General features: G+C 69.2%; 13 protein-coding genes and 1 tRNA gene. 6 read left to right on the forward strand and 8 right to left on the reverse strand.

The window, feature by feature from the left end:
* The 4 genes from OXR60_RS14465 to OXR60_RS14480 form a co-directional block, all read right to left on the reverse strand.
* Positions 1-918: a PHB depolymerase family esterase gene (locus tag OXR60_RS14465; RefSeq protein ID WP_267396639.1), complete on the reverse strand. Its 918-nt coding sequence runs from the start codon at positions 916-918 to the stop codon at positions 1-3.
* Positions 919-940: 22 nt separating this feature from the next.
* Positions 941-1,330, reverse strand: coding sequence for an acyl-CoA thioesterase (locus OXR60_RS14470; protein ID WP_267396640.1), 390 nt, complete (start codon positions 1,328-1,330; stop codon positions 941-943).
* Entirely contained in the window at positions 1,327-1,926 is a 600-nt protein-coding gene (locus tag OXR60_RS14475; RefSeq protein WP_267396641.1) for a DedA family protein, read from the reverse strand. Before OXR60_RS14475 ends, OXR60_RS14470 begins: the two co-directional genes overlap by 4 nt.
* 67 nt (positions 1,927-1,993) lie before the next feature.
* Positions 1,994-4,060 (reverse strand): S9 family peptidase, encoded by a 2,067-nt coding sequence (locus OXR60_RS14480; protein ID WP_267396642.1) that lies wholly within the window; start codon positions 4,058-4,060, stop codon positions 1,994-1,996.
* A gap of 291 nt (positions 4,061-4,351) precedes the next feature.
* Between OXR60_RS14480 and OXR60_RS14485 the strand changes: the two genes are divergently transcribed.
* Both OXR60_RS14485 and OXR60_RS14490 read left to right on the forward strand, forming a co-directional pair.
* Entirely contained in the window at positions 4,352-5,281 is a 930-nt protein-coding gene (locus OXR60_RS14485) for a DUF808 family protein (RefSeq protein WP_267396643.1), read from the forward strand.
* A gap of 253 nt (positions 5,282-5,534) precedes the next feature.
* Positions 5,535-7,337 (forward strand): aminopeptidase P family protein, encoded by a 1,803-nt coding sequence (locus tag OXR60_RS14490; protein WP_267396644.1) that lies wholly within the window; start codon positions 5,535-5,537, stop codon positions 7,335-7,337.
* 17 nt (positions 7,338-7,354) lie between these two features.
* On the opposite strand, the gene OXR60_RS14495 is transcribed toward OXR60_RS14490, so the two are convergent.
* Entirely contained in the window at positions 7,355-7,534 is a 180-nt protein-coding gene (locus OXR60_RS14495; protein WP_267396645.1) for a hypothetical protein, read from the reverse strand.
* Between the two features lie 96 nt (positions 7,535-7,630).
* On the opposite strand from OXR60_RS14495, the gene OXR60_RS14500 reads away from it, so the two are divergent.
* A tRNA-Thr gene (locus tag OXR60_RS14500) sits at positions 7,631-7,705 on the forward strand.
* 54 nt (positions 7,706-7,759) lie between these two features.
* Here the strand turns inward: OXR60_RS14500 and OXR60_RS14505 are convergent.
* The 3 genes from OXR60_RS14505 to OXR60_RS14515 all read right to left on the reverse strand — a co-directional run bounded on the left by OXR60_RS14505 (position 7,760) and on the right by OXR60_RS14515 (position 10,239).
* On the reverse strand, positions 7,760-9,097 hold the full coding sequence (locus OXR60_RS14505) for a sorbosone dehydrogenase family protein (protein WP_267396646.1): 1,338 nt from the start codon (positions 9,095-9,097) through the stop codon (positions 7,760-7,762).
* The gene (locus tag OXR60_RS14510; RefSeq protein WP_267396647.1) at positions 9,094-9,486 is read right to left on the reverse strand and encodes a DUF2231 domain-containing protein; all 393 of its coding nucleotides are present in this window, start codon (positions 9,484-9,486) and stop codon (positions 9,094-9,096) included. The genes OXR60_RS14505 and OXR60_RS14510 overlap by 4 nt, the downstream gene beginning before the upstream one ends.
* Positions 9,487-9,660: 174 nt before the next feature.
* Positions 9,661-10,239: an NAD(P)H-dependent oxidoreductase gene (locus OXR60_RS14515; RefSeq protein WP_267396648.1), complete on the reverse strand. Its 579-nt coding sequence runs from the start codon at positions 10,237-10,239 to the stop codon at positions 9,661-9,663.
* Between the two features lie 179 nt (positions 10,240-10,418).
* Between OXR60_RS14515 and OXR60_RS14520 the strand changes: the two genes are divergently transcribed.
* The 3 genes from OXR60_RS14520 to OXR60_RS14530 all read left to right on the forward strand — a co-directional run.
* Complete coding sequence (locus tag OXR60_RS14520) at positions 10,419-12,539, forward strand: PBP1A family penicillin-binding protein (RefSeq protein WP_267396649.1); 2,121 nt, start codon at positions 10,419-10,421, stop codon at positions 12,537-12,539.
* Positions 12,540-12,635: 96 nt separating this feature from the next.
* Positions 12,636-13,637 (forward strand): beta-eliminating lyase-related protein, encoded by a 1,002-nt coding sequence (locus OXR60_RS14525; RefSeq protein WP_267396650.1) that lies wholly within the window; start codon positions 12,636-12,638, stop codon positions 13,635-13,637.
* A gap of 13 nt (positions 13,638-13,650) precedes the next feature.
* On the forward strand, positions 13,651-14,502 hold an 852-nt coding region (locus OXR60_RS14530), incomplete at its 3' end, for an EamA family transporter (protein WP_267396651.1).

The raw sequence follows: 14,502 nt of genomic DNA on the forward strand, positions 1-14,502 counted from the left end.
CTAGCCGCCGCGCCGGTGGCGGCTGAGCAGCGTCCATAGCGCCTCATTGTCGACCACCCAGCGATGCCCGGCGCCGACCGTGACCCGCGCCACCACCTCGGTACCGGCGCGGCAGTCGCCATAGCGCTCCTCATAGACGCCGGCGCTCACCCAGCGCGTTGCCGGCGCGGCGGTGCAGCCGTCGAGCGCGGCCCAGCGCTGCTCGGCGGCGTGCATCGGGTAGCGCCAGTAAGGCGCGCCGCCGCCATCGATCGGGTTGGTGGTGTCGCGGTCGCCGGCAAAGGCGATCACTGCGATCGGCTGCGCCGGGCGGCAGCTCGCCGGATCGGGGCGGGTGGGATCGGCGGCGAGCGGAATCCCGGCGCGCAGCCCCACCACCGGCGCGATCGCCGCGAACCGGCCCGGCGCGACGCAGCCGAGCAGCGAGGTCATCCGCCCGCCGCCCGACAGGCCGGTGACATAGACCCGCGCCGGATCCGCGCAGCCGGCGGCGACGAGGCGGTCGACCAGCCCGGTCAGGTAAGCGACGTCGTCGCGCTCGCCGGGGCCGGGGATGGTGCCGGCGACGGTGGGGACGCCCGGGATGTTCCAGGCGAAGCCGCCGGCCGTGAGCGCGATGCCGGCGTCGGGATAGGCGACGAGGAAGCCGTGCGCGTCGGCGGTCGCGGCGAGCCCGGCATCGCGCAGCATCGCCGCGCCGGTGCCGCCGCTGCCATGGAGCAGCAGCACCAGCGGCAGCGGCCGATCGCCCGCCCAGCCCGGCGGCGCATGCACCGCGGCGGGGAGGGTGCAGCGCGGCGCGGCGGCGGCGGCAGCGGGGAGGGTGGCGAGCGGGAGCCCGAGCAGGGCGAGCAGCAGCGCGGCAAGGTGACGGACGATCATCGCCGCGATGGTGCCGCGCGCGCAGGCCCCGGTCAAACCGGTACCGGTACCGGCACCGTCACAGGAACGGCGCGGCGATCTCGGGCGTCACCCGCAGCAGCCGGCCGTTGCTGCGATCGAGCAGCGCCCAGGTGGTGATCGCCTCCACCTTGACCCGGCCGTCGGCGCCGGTGAAGCGGACACGGCGATCGAACCGCGCGCCGCGGGGTGGCTCGGGGATCCAGGTCTCGCCGGTCACCGTCTCGCCGGCGGCGACATTGCCGCGATAGTCGATCTCGTGCCGGGTCACGACCCACACATAGGCCTCGATGTGCGCGGGCGGCGCGATGCTGCGCCAATGCGCTACTGCGATATCCTGGATCCAGCGCACCCAGACGGCATTGTTGACATGGCCGAGCTCGTCGATGTCGTTCGGCCCGGCGGTGATGCGAACCACAAACGGCGTCATTCCGTCTTCTCCCCGAGCTCCTCGTCCGTCCCCGCCTCGCGCTGCCGCCACCAGTGGATCCCGCCGACCACCGCGCCGAGCGCGACCACGCCGATCAGGATCAGCACCAAGGTATGGCCATGCGGCTTGTACTTGCCCAGGAACCGCTCGATGCCGCTGCCGAACAGATAGCCGAGCGTGGTGAAGGCGCTGCCCCAGACTGCCGCGGCAAAGGCGTTGAGCGGCAGGAAGGTGCGCGCCGGCACCTTGCTGGTGCCGATCGCGATCGGGCTCACCGTGCGGATCCCGTAGATGAAGCGGAACGCGATGATGAACCCGGTCGGGTGGCGCTCGAGGATGCCGAGCGCCCGCGCGAACGCCGCCTTGCGGGTGATGCGCTGGACGAACCGGGCGTCGCGGAACCGGCGTCCGGCCGCGAACCAGGCCTGGTCGGCGGTGAACGACCCTGCGATCCCGGCGACGATCGCGCCCGGCAGCGACACCAGTCCCTGGTGCGCGAGCACGCCCCCGGCGATCACCACCGCCTCGCCCTCGAGCCCGGCGCCGACGAACAGCGCGGCGAGCCCGTAATGGGCGATCAGGTTTTCGATGCTCATGCCTGGTCTACAGTGTCATGCCGGGCCCGACCCGGAACGCCGGTGGTGACGAGCGCATCGCGCCCGCTCACCCCGCCACGCCCAATTGCCACAGCACGAAGGCATGTTCCTCCGCCGCCTCGCGCAGCGATTCGAACCGACCGGACTTGCCGCCATGGCCGGCGCCCATGTTGGTCTTGAGCAGCAGCACATTGCCGTCGGTCTTGGCCGCGCGCAGCTTGGCGGCCCATTTGGCGGGCTCCCAATAGGTCACGCGCGGGTCGTTGAGCCCGCCCGAGATGAACAGCGGCGGGTAATTCTGCGCCGTGACATTGTCGTACGGGCTGTACGAGCGGATCAGCGCAAATGCCTTCTCATCCTCGATCGGATTGCCCCATTCGGGCCATTCGCCCGGCGTCAGCGGCAGCTCGGCGTCGAGCATGGTGTTGAGCACGTCGACGAACGGCACGTCGGCGATCACCGCGCCCCACAGCTCGGGGTCGGAATTGACGATCGCGCCCATCAGCTCGCCGCCGGCCGAACGCCCCGCGGTGGCGATCCGCCCGGCGCTGGTCCAGCCGTCGGCGATCAGCCCGCGCGCGACATCGACGAAGTCGTTGAAGGTGTTCTCGCGCTTGTCGAGCTTGCCATCGAGATACCATTGCTGGCCGAGATCGTCGCCGCCGCGGATATGCGCGATCGCATAGGCAAAGCCGCGATCGAGCAGCGAGAGCCGCCCGGTCGAGAAGCCGGGCGGGATCGCATAGCCGTAGGCGCCATAGGCATAGAGAAACAACGGCTGCGAGCCGTCCTTCTTGAAGCCCGCCGGGTAGACGATCGATACCGGCACCTGCGTGCCGTCGCGCGCGGCGATCTTGATCCGCTCGGTGCGATACTTGTCCGCGTCATAGCCCGACGGGATCTCCTGCACCTTGAGCGTCGTCAGCGCGCCGCTGGCGACGTCATAGTCATAGACCGTCCCGGGCGTGACCATCGATTCATAGCCGACGCGCAGCACGTCCATCGCATATTCGGGGTTGTCGCCCATGCCCGCGGCATAGCTCGCTTCGGGGAAGCTGATCCGCTGCGGCACGGTCGGCGCGTCATAGCGGTGGATGGCGATCTGATCGAGCCCGTCTTCCCGCCCTTCGACGATGAAGAAGTCGCGGAAACACTCCACCCCGGTCATGTAGAAATGAGGGGAGGGCGCGATCAGCTCGTGCCACTCGTCGGGCGTGTCGAGGCTCGCGGTGCACAGCCGGAACTGCGGATCGACGTCGTTGGTGTGGATGAACAAGGTGCCGTCATGCTCGTCGACGTCATATTCGCGGCCCTCCTTGCGGGCGGCGACCAGGATCGGCTCGGCGAGCGGATTGTCGGCGGGGAGCAGCCGCACCTCGCTGGTGACATGGTCGCCGGTGCCGATCACGATCCACTCGCGCGAGCTCAGCTCGGCGACGGCGACGCGATAGCCCTCGTCGGCCTCCTTGTAGAGCTCGACGTCGTCGGCGACCGGGGTGCCGAGCCGGTGGAACCGGGCATTGTCGGTGCGCCATTGCTCGTTGGCGACGCCATAGAGGAAGCCGGCATCGTCGCTGGTCCAGACGATGTCGGAGAGCATGCCCGGGATCACCTCGGGCAGATGCTCGCCGGTGGTGAGGTCCTTGATCCGCACCTCGAAGCGCTCGGCACCGCTGTCGTCGATCGCATAGGCGAGGTAGCGCGCGTTGTTGCTGACCGCGAACGCGCCGAGCCGGAAATATTCCTTGCCCTCGGCGAGCGCCGGCTCGTCGAGCAGCAGCTCGACGTCGCCACCCGCAACCGGCTTGCGCCACCATTTGCGATACTGGCCGCCGGTCTCGAACGCGGTCCAGTAGACCCAGTCGCCGTCCTTCTGCGGCACCGAGGATTCATCCTCCTTGATGCGCCCCTTCATCTCTTCGTAGATCCGGTCGACCAGCGGCTGGTGCGGTGCCATCACCGTCTCGAAATAGGCGTTCTCGGCCTCGAGATAGGCGAGCACGTCCTTGTCGCCGATCTCGGGATAGTTCGGGTCCTTCAGCCACGCCCAGGGATCGTCGATGGTGACGCCATGGGTGGTGAAGCGGTGGGGGCGGGTATCGGCAACGGGCGGCGTGGGGAGGGCATCGTTCATGCCCCGCATATAGGGAGGCAATGCCGACCCGTCATGCACGGCGTTGCGTCCGGCAACGAACCGTCATCCCGGCCGCTGCCGCCGCCACCCAATCCCGTCATCCCAGGGCGAGCTGAGATCTCCCCGAGGAGAGGCCCGCCCGCCGCATGAGACGTCAGCGTGCGCTGGGGTGACGGCTGTGAGCATCCACGCCTGGCCGCCACCGCCCCTGTTGCTCCAGCAACGTTTCGTCGGTTGCACCCCGCTGCCCCGCTCTGCATGACTTCCGCCACGCAACCGGGAGAAACACACATGCCAGGCGGATTGGTCGCCCTGCTCGACGACATCGCCGCGATCGCCAAGCTCGCCGCCGCCAGCCTCGACGATGTCGCCGGCGCCGCGGGCAAGGCCGGCACCAAGGCGGCGGGCGTGGTGATCGACGATACCGCGGTCACCCCGCGCTACATGATCGGGCTCAGCCCGGCGCGCGAGCTGCCGATCATCTGGAAGATCGCCAAGGGATCGCTGCGCAACAAGCTGGTGTTTCTGCTCCCCGCCGCGCTGGCACTGAGCGCGTTTGCGCCCTGGGCGATCACCCCGATCCTGATGCTCGGCGGCAGCTATCTCTGCTTCGAGGCCGCAGAGAAGATCCTCGAAGCGCTCACCGGCAGCCATGGCGGTGACGAAGCCGCCGCGGTCACCGACCCCAAGGAGCTGGAGGATCGGCAGGTCTCGGGCGCGGTGCGCACCGACCTCATCCTCTCGGGCGAGATCATGGCGATCGCGCTCGGCGAGATTGCCGACCAGACGCTGGTCAACGAGGCGATCGCGCTAGCTCTGGTGGCGGTGGCGATCACCGCCGGCGTCTACGGCGTGGTCGCGCTGATCGTGAAGATGGACGACATCGGCCTCCATCTCGCCAAGCGCCCGGGCAAGGGCGCGCGGACGCTCGGCCGCGGGCTGGTCGCGGCGATGCCGGTGGTGCTCCACGCGCTGTCGCTGATCGGCACCGCGGCGATGGTCTGGGTCGGCGGCGGCATCATCGTCCACGGGCTCGAGACGTTCGGGGTCCAGGCGCTGCCCCATGCGATCCACGCCGCCGCGGCGGGCGTCGCGCAGGCCGTGCCGGTGCTGCCGGGGGTGGTGAGCTGGATTGTGACGGCGGTGGGCTCGGGGATCGTCGGGCTGGTGGTCGGCGGGGTGATCGCCGGGCTGCTCCACCTGGTGCCGCGCAAGCATTGAGGGAGGGTCGACACCCGCTCCGCGTCCCGTCACCCTACCAGTCGCCGACATGACGGCCGGGCACGGCGGCGTACCCCGCCCCGCTGTCCTACAGCGGTCGATGCTGGTATCGCCCGCACCCAAACCGCTCGCTGCGATCATCGCAGGAATGGAAACGATCGAAGTTGAGACTCTCCTTGAGGGATGACAACTTCCTCAACTTGTCAGCGCGCGCCGCGGCAACGACGGCGCGCATCAACACGGACCGTCGCTCATGAGCCCCTACTCCGATCGCCTCGCCGCCCTTCGCCAGCGCCTTGCCGAGACCGGCCTCGACGGCTTCGTGGTCCCGCTCACCGACGAGCATATGAGCGAATATGTCGGCGCCTATGCGCAGCGGCTCGGCTGGCTGACCGGGTTCGGCGGCTCCGCGGGCACCGCGGTGGTGCTCGCCGATCAGGCGGCGATCTTCACCGATGGCCGCTACACGCTGCAGGTGCGCGAGCAGGTGTCGGGCGAAGACTGGGCTTATGTGCCGGTGCCCGCAGAGAGCGTCGCCGGCTGGCTGGCGCAGCATGTCACGCAAGGCGCGCGGATTGGCTATGATCCCTGGCTGCACACCCGCGCCTGGGTGGTCGAGACCGACGCTGCGCTCGCCGAGGCCGGTGCCGTGCTGGTCCCGGTGGCGGCCAACCCGATCGACGCGGTGTGGACCGACCGGCCGGCACCGTCGCCGGCGATGCTCACCGTCCATGACGATGCCCAGGCCGGCGCCTCCTCGGCCGCCAAGCGTGCGCGCATCGCCGATTGGCTCGGCGAGCGCCGCGCTGATGCAGTGGTGCTCTCCGCGCTCGATTCGATCGCCTGGGCGCTCAACGTCCGCGGCGGCGACGTCGACCATACCCCGGTCGCTCTGTCCTATGCGATCGTCGATGCCGACGGCACCACCGATCTGTTCGTCGCGCCCGAGAAGCTCGACGACACCGTCCGCCAGCATCTCGGCAACGCCGTCCGCGTCCACGATCACGCGGCGTTTGCCGGCGCGCTCGGCGGTTATGCGGGGCGTCGCGTCGTCGCCGATCCCGAGCGCGCGGTCGCGGCGATCTTCGATGGGCTGGAGGCCGGCGGCGCGAGCGTGCTGGCGCTGCGCGACCCGGTGGTGCTCGCCAAGGCGCTCAAGAACCCGGTCGAGGTCGCCGGCCATCGCGCCGCCTCGATCCGCGACGGCGCCGCGCTCACCCGATTCCTGCGCTGGGTGGAGGCCGAATGCGCCAAGGGCGGCGAGACCGAGCTGTCGGCGGCGGCCAGGCTGCTCGCGTTCCGCGAGGACACCGGGCTGCTCAAGGACACCAGCTTTGCGACCATCTCGGCGACCGGCGCGCACGGCGCCAGCCCGCATTATCATGTCACCGAGGAATCGAACGCGCCGATCGAGCCCGGCCAGCTGTTCCTGATCGATTCAGGCGGCCAATATGCCGATGGCACCACCGACGTCACCCGGGTGATGCCGATCGGCACGCCCACCGCGGAGATGCGCGATCGCTTCACCCGCGTGCTCAAGGGCCATATCGCCATCGCCACCGCGGTCTTCCCCGATGGCACGATGGGCGGGCAGATCGACGCCTTTGCGCGCCGGCCTTTGTGGGAGGCGGGGCTCGATTTCGGTCATGGCACCGGCCATGGCATCGGCAGCTATCTGTCGGTCCACGAAGGCCCGCAGCGGATCGCCGCGCCCAACTATCCCGGCGGCGCCGCGCTCGAGCCGCTGCGCGCGGGAATGATGCTCTCCAACGAGCCGGGCTATTACAAGCCCGGCGAATACGGCATCCGCATCGAGAATCTGCTGCTGGTCGAGCCGCGGGTGGTCGAGGGCGGCGATCCCGGCCGCGCCATGCTGGGATTCGAGACGCTGACCCTGGCGCCGATCGAGCGCACGCTGATCGATCCCGGCCTGCTGTCGGCCGACGAGCTGGCGTGGCTCGATGGCTATCACGCGATGGTCGGCGAGCGGCTCGGCACCATCCTCACCGGCGAGGATCGAGCCTGGCTGGACGCCAAATGCGCGCCGATCGCGTAAGGGGTGCCCGCGGCGTACTAGCGGCTGCTGCCGTCGCCGATCTGGTCGTCGCCCGAGGGATCGCTGCCCGCGGGCAGGCCAACGGCAGCGTCCGCCGGCCGGCCCGCACCGCCGTCGCGCGCCTGCGCCTTGCGGCGCCGCAGATTGGCCCTCAGCTGGGCGGCCAGTCGCTCGGCCCGTTCGTCGTTGGCGGTCATGGAAAGCTGCCTAGGCCCCGCGCAAAGCCCCGACAATGGCTTGACAAGGCGCGCCCACTGGTCTCTAGGCGCGCTTCCCCGCCGCGTGGCGGGAGTGCTGCCGTAGCTCAGTGGTAGAGCGCATCCTTGGTAAGGCTGAGGTCGTGAGTTCAATCCTCACCGGCAGCACCAGTTTCTCAAAGACTTGACGGCCCCATGGGGGCCCATCCGGCGGGTGCCGCGGCCTCAGCGGGCCGCGGTGACCCGCCAGACGACGTTGCCGGTGTCATCCGCCACGAGCAGCGCGCCGGTACGGTCGACGGTCACCCCCACCGGGCGGCCGCGGACCTTGCCATCGGCGCCGACGAAGCCGGTCAGGAAGTCCTCGGCGATGCCGCTGGGGCGGGCATTGGCGAACGGCACGAAGGCGATCTTGTAGCCGTTGAGCTCGTCACGGTCCCAGCTGCCATGCTCGCCGATGAAGGCGCCGCCGCGATAGCGGGCGGGCAGGTTGGTGCCGGTGTAGAAGGTCAGGCCCAGCGCCGCGACATGACTGCTCAGCGCATAATCTGGCGCAATCGCCTTGGCGACGAGATCGGGCCGCTGCGGCTGAACCCGCGGATCGACGTGCTGACCATAATAACTGTACGGCCAGCCATAGAAGCCGCCGTCGCGTACCGAGGTCAGATAGTCCGGCACCAGATTGGGGCCGAGCTCGTCACGTTCGTTGGCGACCACCCACAAGGTGTTGGTGCCCGGATAGAAATTAGGGCTGTTGGGGTTGCGCAGGCCACCGGCGAAGACGCGTGAGCGTCCGGTGGCGCGCTCGATCTCCCACACCGCGGCGCGGTTCTTCTCGGCCTCCATGCCGTTTTCGGTGATGTTGCTGTTCGAGCCTACCGTCGCATAGAGCAGCTTGCCATCCGGGCTGAGCGTCAGGCTCTTGGTCCAGTGATGGTCGATCGGACCGCCCGGAAGCTCGGTAAGTCGCACCGGCGGCGCGGTGATCTTGGTCTGCCCCGGGGTGAACGGATAGCTCAGCACTGCATCGGTCGCGGCGACGTAAAGGAAGTTGTCGGCGAAGACGACGCCGAACGGCGAATTGAGATGCCCGACCAGCACGGTGCGCTGCTCGGGCACGCCGTCGCCGTCGGCATCGCGCAGCAGGGTGATCTGGTTGGTCTCGCCCTTGGGCTTGGCGCCGCTCTGGCCGGTGGCGCGCTTCTGCACCCAGGACACGATCGGGTTCTTCGGCCGCGTGACGGGATCCAGGTTCGGCCCTTGCGATTCGATCACCAGCACGTCGCCATTGGGCAAAACGGCGATATTGCGCGGGTGGTTGAGATCGCGGGCGAACGCCTGCACGCGCATGCCGGGAGGGGCCGTCGGCGTCTCGTTGGCGCCCCAGCCGACCACCTCGGCGACGTGGATCGGCGGGATCAGATATTGCTGGGGCGCCGGCAGCACCGGATGTGCGCCGATCTGCGTGCGGCGGTCGAAATGCTTGCCGCCGTCGTCGCAAGCAGCAAGCGTCATGGCTAGCGACAGGCCGGCCACCCCGGCAATGATGCGCGCGCGGCTCATGACCGGACCCCCACGCGATGCTTATAGACGAGCGATGCACCGAGCCAGGCACTGACGGCGAGCAGCGCGACGCTGATGATCGACAGCGTCAGCCCGGTCGGCACCACGCTCGTCCAGCCGTCGCGGCTGTGGACAAAGGCGTTGAACAGCTCGATCACGAAGACGCTGAGGTTGAGGATCATGTGCAGCGTGGCCGGACCGGCAGCCCGCACGCGACGGTCGCCCGCATAATCGATGATTCCCGCCAGCGCGGCGAAGCCACCCATCACCAGCCCCCCGGTGATCAGCCAGATCGAAAATTTGCTCCACATCACGTTGGCCGAGCCGACATAGGCAAGGTCGGTGAGCAGCGCGCCGATGAAGCAGGTGATCGGGAACGGCACCAGCATCGCATGGATCGGATGACCGAACACCCTAGCGGTGGACCGGGGGTTGTCGAGCGGTCGCGCGGGCGGGGCCAAGCCTGGATCTGGGTTCATGCCAGCTAAGCGCGTTTTGCGCTCGTCAGTTCCCCGCGTGCGACAAAACGTTGCTGGCGGCTGGAGCCGGGCTGCGCGTGGTGGCTAGGCCGCTGCGAGCGAAGTGAACCGCGCGACCTGCCGACCGACCAGGCGGAGCTGTTCGAGCACGGCGGGATCGTTGGCGCCGCCGTCCTCGTCGAACTTGGTCGCCTGGGTGTTGATTGCCGCGGCAAATGGCGTCGGCCAGCCGCGCAGGGCGTGGACGATCGAGCGCAGCGCTGCAATCGTCGAGCCGGTCGCCTGCCAGCCATAAGCGGTGGCGATCAGCCCCACCGGCATGTCTGCAAGATAGGCGCGCTCGTCGCGCGCGGTTTCCTCGAGCAGGTCGAGCGCGTTCTTGACCACGCCCGAGATGCTGCCGTGATAGCCCGGGCTGGCGATGATCACCGCCGAGGCCTGGCGGACGGTGTCGACAAACGCCTGTTCGTCGGCGGTGCGGCTCAGCGCCCGCGGATCGTAGAGCGGCAGCCGGGCCATGTCGGCGCCGCCGAACATGCGGGTGCGGAAGCCCTCGCGCTCGGCGGCATCGAGCGCGATGCGGAGCGCGCGTTCGGTGGAGGAGACGCCCCCGATGGTGCCGCCGATACCGACGACGAGCGGGGGGAGGGGAGGTGTGGCCATCGCGCGGGGATAGCGCGCCAGGCGTGGCGGCGCCAGCGCGCCGGCGCCAGTGCAGGCGCCGCTGGTATTCGCCCGGCCAAGCCGGTAAATTCGTTGGCTATCGCGCGGGTTGTCAGGGCAGTTGCCTCGGCTGTTTTAGGATTGTAATACACCTCATGGCTGACCGCTGGGATGAGCCGATGCGCCCTGATTCGTTCGACAATCGCCGCCGATCGCCGATCGGGCAGCGCTATGCCCTGGATGACGCTGAGCCCGTGCGTGCCTGGGGTTCGGACCGGTTTGGCGAGCCCGACGACGGGCCCGAGCCGCGTGAGCCGCAGCCGGGACGGGGATCGTTGTGGCGCTGGGTGATGCGCGGCGCCGCGGCGTTCATCGTGCTGCTGGTGATCGCAATCGGCTGGCTGGCGCTCACCGCACCCTTGTCCAAGTCACTGCAGCCGCCGACCCCGCCGTCAATCACGCTGACCGCCGACGACGGCACCCCGATCGCGCGGCGTGGCGCGGTGATCGGCACGCCGGTGGATGCGGGCAAGCTGCCGCGCCACGTCACCGGCGCCTTTGTCGCGATCGAGGATCGCCGCTTCTATTCGCACTGGGGCATCGACCCGCGCGGCATCCTGCGCGCCGCTTGGCATAATGTCGGCGCCGGCGGGGTGCGCGAGGGCGGCAGCACTATCACCCAGCAGCTCGCCAAGAATGCCTTTCTCGATTCGGACCGGACGGCGGCGCGCAAGATCCGCGAGGTGATGATCTCCTTCTGGCTCGAGGCATGGTTGAGCAAGGACCAGATCCTGTCGCGCTACCTGTCGAACGTCTATTTCGGCGACAACGTCTACGGTCTCACCGCCGCGGCCAAACATTACTTCGGCCGCGCGCCGCAGGATCTCAACGTCGGCCAGGCGGCGATGCTGGCCGGCCTCGTCAAGGCGCCGTCGCGGCTCGCGCCGACCAGCAATCTTGCCGGCGCGCGCAAGCGCGAGATGGTGGTGGTCGGCGCAATGCAGGCGGCGGGCTTCCTGACCAAGGCGGAGGCCGCCGCGGTGCAGCCGCAGCGCGTGCTGCCCGCCAACCCGCAACAGCTGCCGAGCGGCACCTATTTTGCGGATTGGGTGCTGCCGGAGGCGCGCGACCGCGCCGGCGAGGTCAAGACCGAGGCGACGGTGGAGACCACGCTCGACCGGCGCCTGCAGAACACCGCCGAGCGGGTGATCCGCCAGGCTGGGCTGCGCCAGGCACAGGCGGCGATCGTCGCGATGCGCCCCGATGGCCAGGTGGTGGCGATGGTCGGCGGCAAGGATTATGGCAAGAGCCCGTTCAACCGCGCTACCCAGGCGCGCCGCCAGCCCGGCTCCACCTTCAAGCTGTTCGTCTATCTTGCCGCGATGCGCGCCGGGATGACGCCGGACTCGATGATGGATGATTCGCCGGTCGAGATCGCCGGGTGGAAGCCGCATAACGACGATGGCCGCTACCTCGGCCAGATCACGCTGCGCCGCGCGTTCGCGCGCTCGTCCAACGTCGTCGCGGCGCGGCTGACCCAGCAGGTCGGCGTCAAGAACGTGATCAAGGCGGCGCGCGACCTCGGCATCTCGACGCCGATCCCCAATGAGGCGACGATCGGGCTCGGCACCGCCGAGGTGTCGCTGCTCGAGCTGACCGCCGCCTATGCGGCGATCGCCAACGGCAATTATCCGGTGCAGCCGCGCGGCATCCAGAAGGTCGCCGACAAGAGCTGGTATCAGTCGCTGTCGGGCGGCAGCCGCAAGATCCCCGACAAGATCCGCGAGGAGATGCTCGATCTGCTCTCCTCGTCGCTGCGCGGCACCGGGCGCGAGGCGACGCTAACGGTGGATGCCTATGGCAAGACCGGCACCTCGCAGAGCAGCCGCGATGCGTGGTTCATCGGCTTCTCGCGCGATCTGGTGGTCGGCGTATGGGTGGGCAATGACGATAGCACGCCCAATCCCGGGCTCCACGGCGGCGGCATTCCGGCGCAGATGTGGCGCCAGTTCATGGTCGCCGGGCTCGGCATCGCGCCGGTTGCCGCGCCGGTGGTGGTCGACGAGAATGCGATGGATCCCGAAGCCGCGGTCGACAATCTGATCGACGAGACGGTGCCGGACGTGACGCCGATCGCGCCGATCGAGGGTGGGGTGCGCGGCTTCGGGCTCGACATGAAGCTCGGCAAGGATGGCAGCATCAGCATCCAGCCGTCGCAGAACCGCGATCGCGACCGCGACGGACCGCCGCCCCGCGACCAGCGCCGCGCGCCCGAGGACGAAGGCGACGACGAGCAATAGGACGCTTCGCTGCGCAGCGTCTGGCTTGAGACAGCGCGTGGTATCCGGGTAAGGGCATTGTTGACCGCCGCGCAGGCTGCCGCCAAGGCGCAAACCATGCGCTTCTTCTCAGACAATGCCGCCCCGGTGCACCCCCAAGTGATGGCGGCGATCGCCGCCGCCGACACGCTCGACACCGCTTATGCGGGTGACCGCTGGACGGCGCAGCTCGATGGCCGTTTGTCCGATCTGTTCGAGACGCCGGTGAGCGTGCTGTGGGTGCCGACCGGCACCGCGGCGAACTGCCTGGCGCTGGCGGCGTTGTGCCCGCCACATGGTGGCGTGGTCTGCCACCGCGACGCGCATATCCAGAACGACGAGGGCGGCGCGCCCGAATTCTATACCCATGGCGCCAAGCTGTTCCTCGCTGATGGCGAGGGGGCCAAGCTGACGCCGGACAGCATCCTCCACGTCGTCGACGCGATCGCCGACGACGTCCACCGCGTCCAGCCGCATGCCATCTCGATCACCAACGCCACCGAATATGGCCGGGTCTATGCGCCCGCCGAAGTCGCCGCGATCGGCGACGTGGCGCGCCGCCGCGGGCTCGGGCTGCACATGGACGGCGCGCGCTTCGCCAATGCGGTGGCGACGCTCGGCTGCACCCCCGCCGAAGTGACCTGGCGCGCCGGGGTGGATGCGCTGAGCTTCGGCTTCGTCAAGAATGGCGCGATGAGTGCCGAGGCGCTGGTGTTCTTCGCCACCGATCATGCCGCCGTCACCCAATACCGCCGCAAGCGCGCCGGGCTGCTGCTGTCCAAGGGCCGCTACCTCGCCGCGCAGATCCTGGCGATGCTCGACGGCGACCTGTGGCTTGACAATGCGCGCGCCGCCAACGCCCGCGCGACCACGCTCGCTGAGGCTGCGGGCACGCGCCTGGTCCATCCCGTCGAGGCCAATGAGGTATTCCTCCGGGTGACGCCCGCCGAGGCCGCGGCGCTGCGCGCCAAGGGATTCGACTTCTACGATTGGGTCGCGGGCGAGATCCGCCTGGTCACCGCCTGGGACAGCCGCGAGGACGAGGTCGCGCAGCTCGCCGCCGCGATCCAGGCGCTGTGAGACGCCACCTGCCGTGAGCGAGGCCACCGCCCCGCAATCGACTCGGCTGTCGATCCTCGTCCCGTTCGCGATCGTCACGCTGATCTGGGGATCGACCTGGCTGGTGATCCGCGACCAGCTCACGGTGGTGCCCCCCGGCTGGTCGGTGACCTACCGCTTCCTTCTCGCCGGACTGATGATGGCGGCCTATGCGGTGATCAAGGGCGAGCGGCTGCGCCTTGACGCGCGCGGCTGGGGTTTTGCGGCGGCGACCGGGCTGTTCCAATTCTGCCTCAACTTCAACTTCGTCTATCGCGCCGAGCATTTCATCACCTCGGGGTTGGTCGCGGTGGTGTTCGCGATGCTGCTCGTCCCGAATGCCCTGCTCGCGCGGATCTTCCTCGGCCAGCGCCTGGGCGGGCAGCTGATCGCCGGCTCGGCGGTGGCGATGGCGGGCATCGTGCTGTTGTTCGTCCATGAAGCGCAAGGCGACCCGCGCGGCGCCGGTACCACGCTCGCCGGGATCGGCTTCACCCTGCTCGCCTTGCTCTCCGCCTCGGTCGCTAACGTCATGCAGGCAACGCAGACCGCCAAACGCTACGCGATGATCCCGACGCTCGCGGTGGCGATGCTGATCGGCGCGGGAATAGATGGCGCGCTCGCCTGGTGGATGACCGGACCGCCGGTGATCGAGCCGCGCTGGGGCTATGCGGCGGGGATCGTCTATCTGGCGCTGTTCGCGTCGACGCTCGCCTTTCCGCTTTATTATGGCGTGCTGCGCGTCATCGGTCCGGCCAAGGCGGCCTATTCGAGCGTGATCGTGCCGGTGATCGCGATGCTGCTGTCGACGCTGTTCGAAGGCTACCGCTGGTCGCCGCTCGCCGGC

Origin of the sequence: Sphingomonas sp. GC_Shp_5 (genome assembly GCF_026540855.1) — a bacterium.
In the GTDB taxonomy this organism is placed as follows: domain Bacteria; phylum Pseudomonadota; class Alphaproteobacteria; order Sphingomonadales; family Sphingomonadaceae; genus Sphingomonas.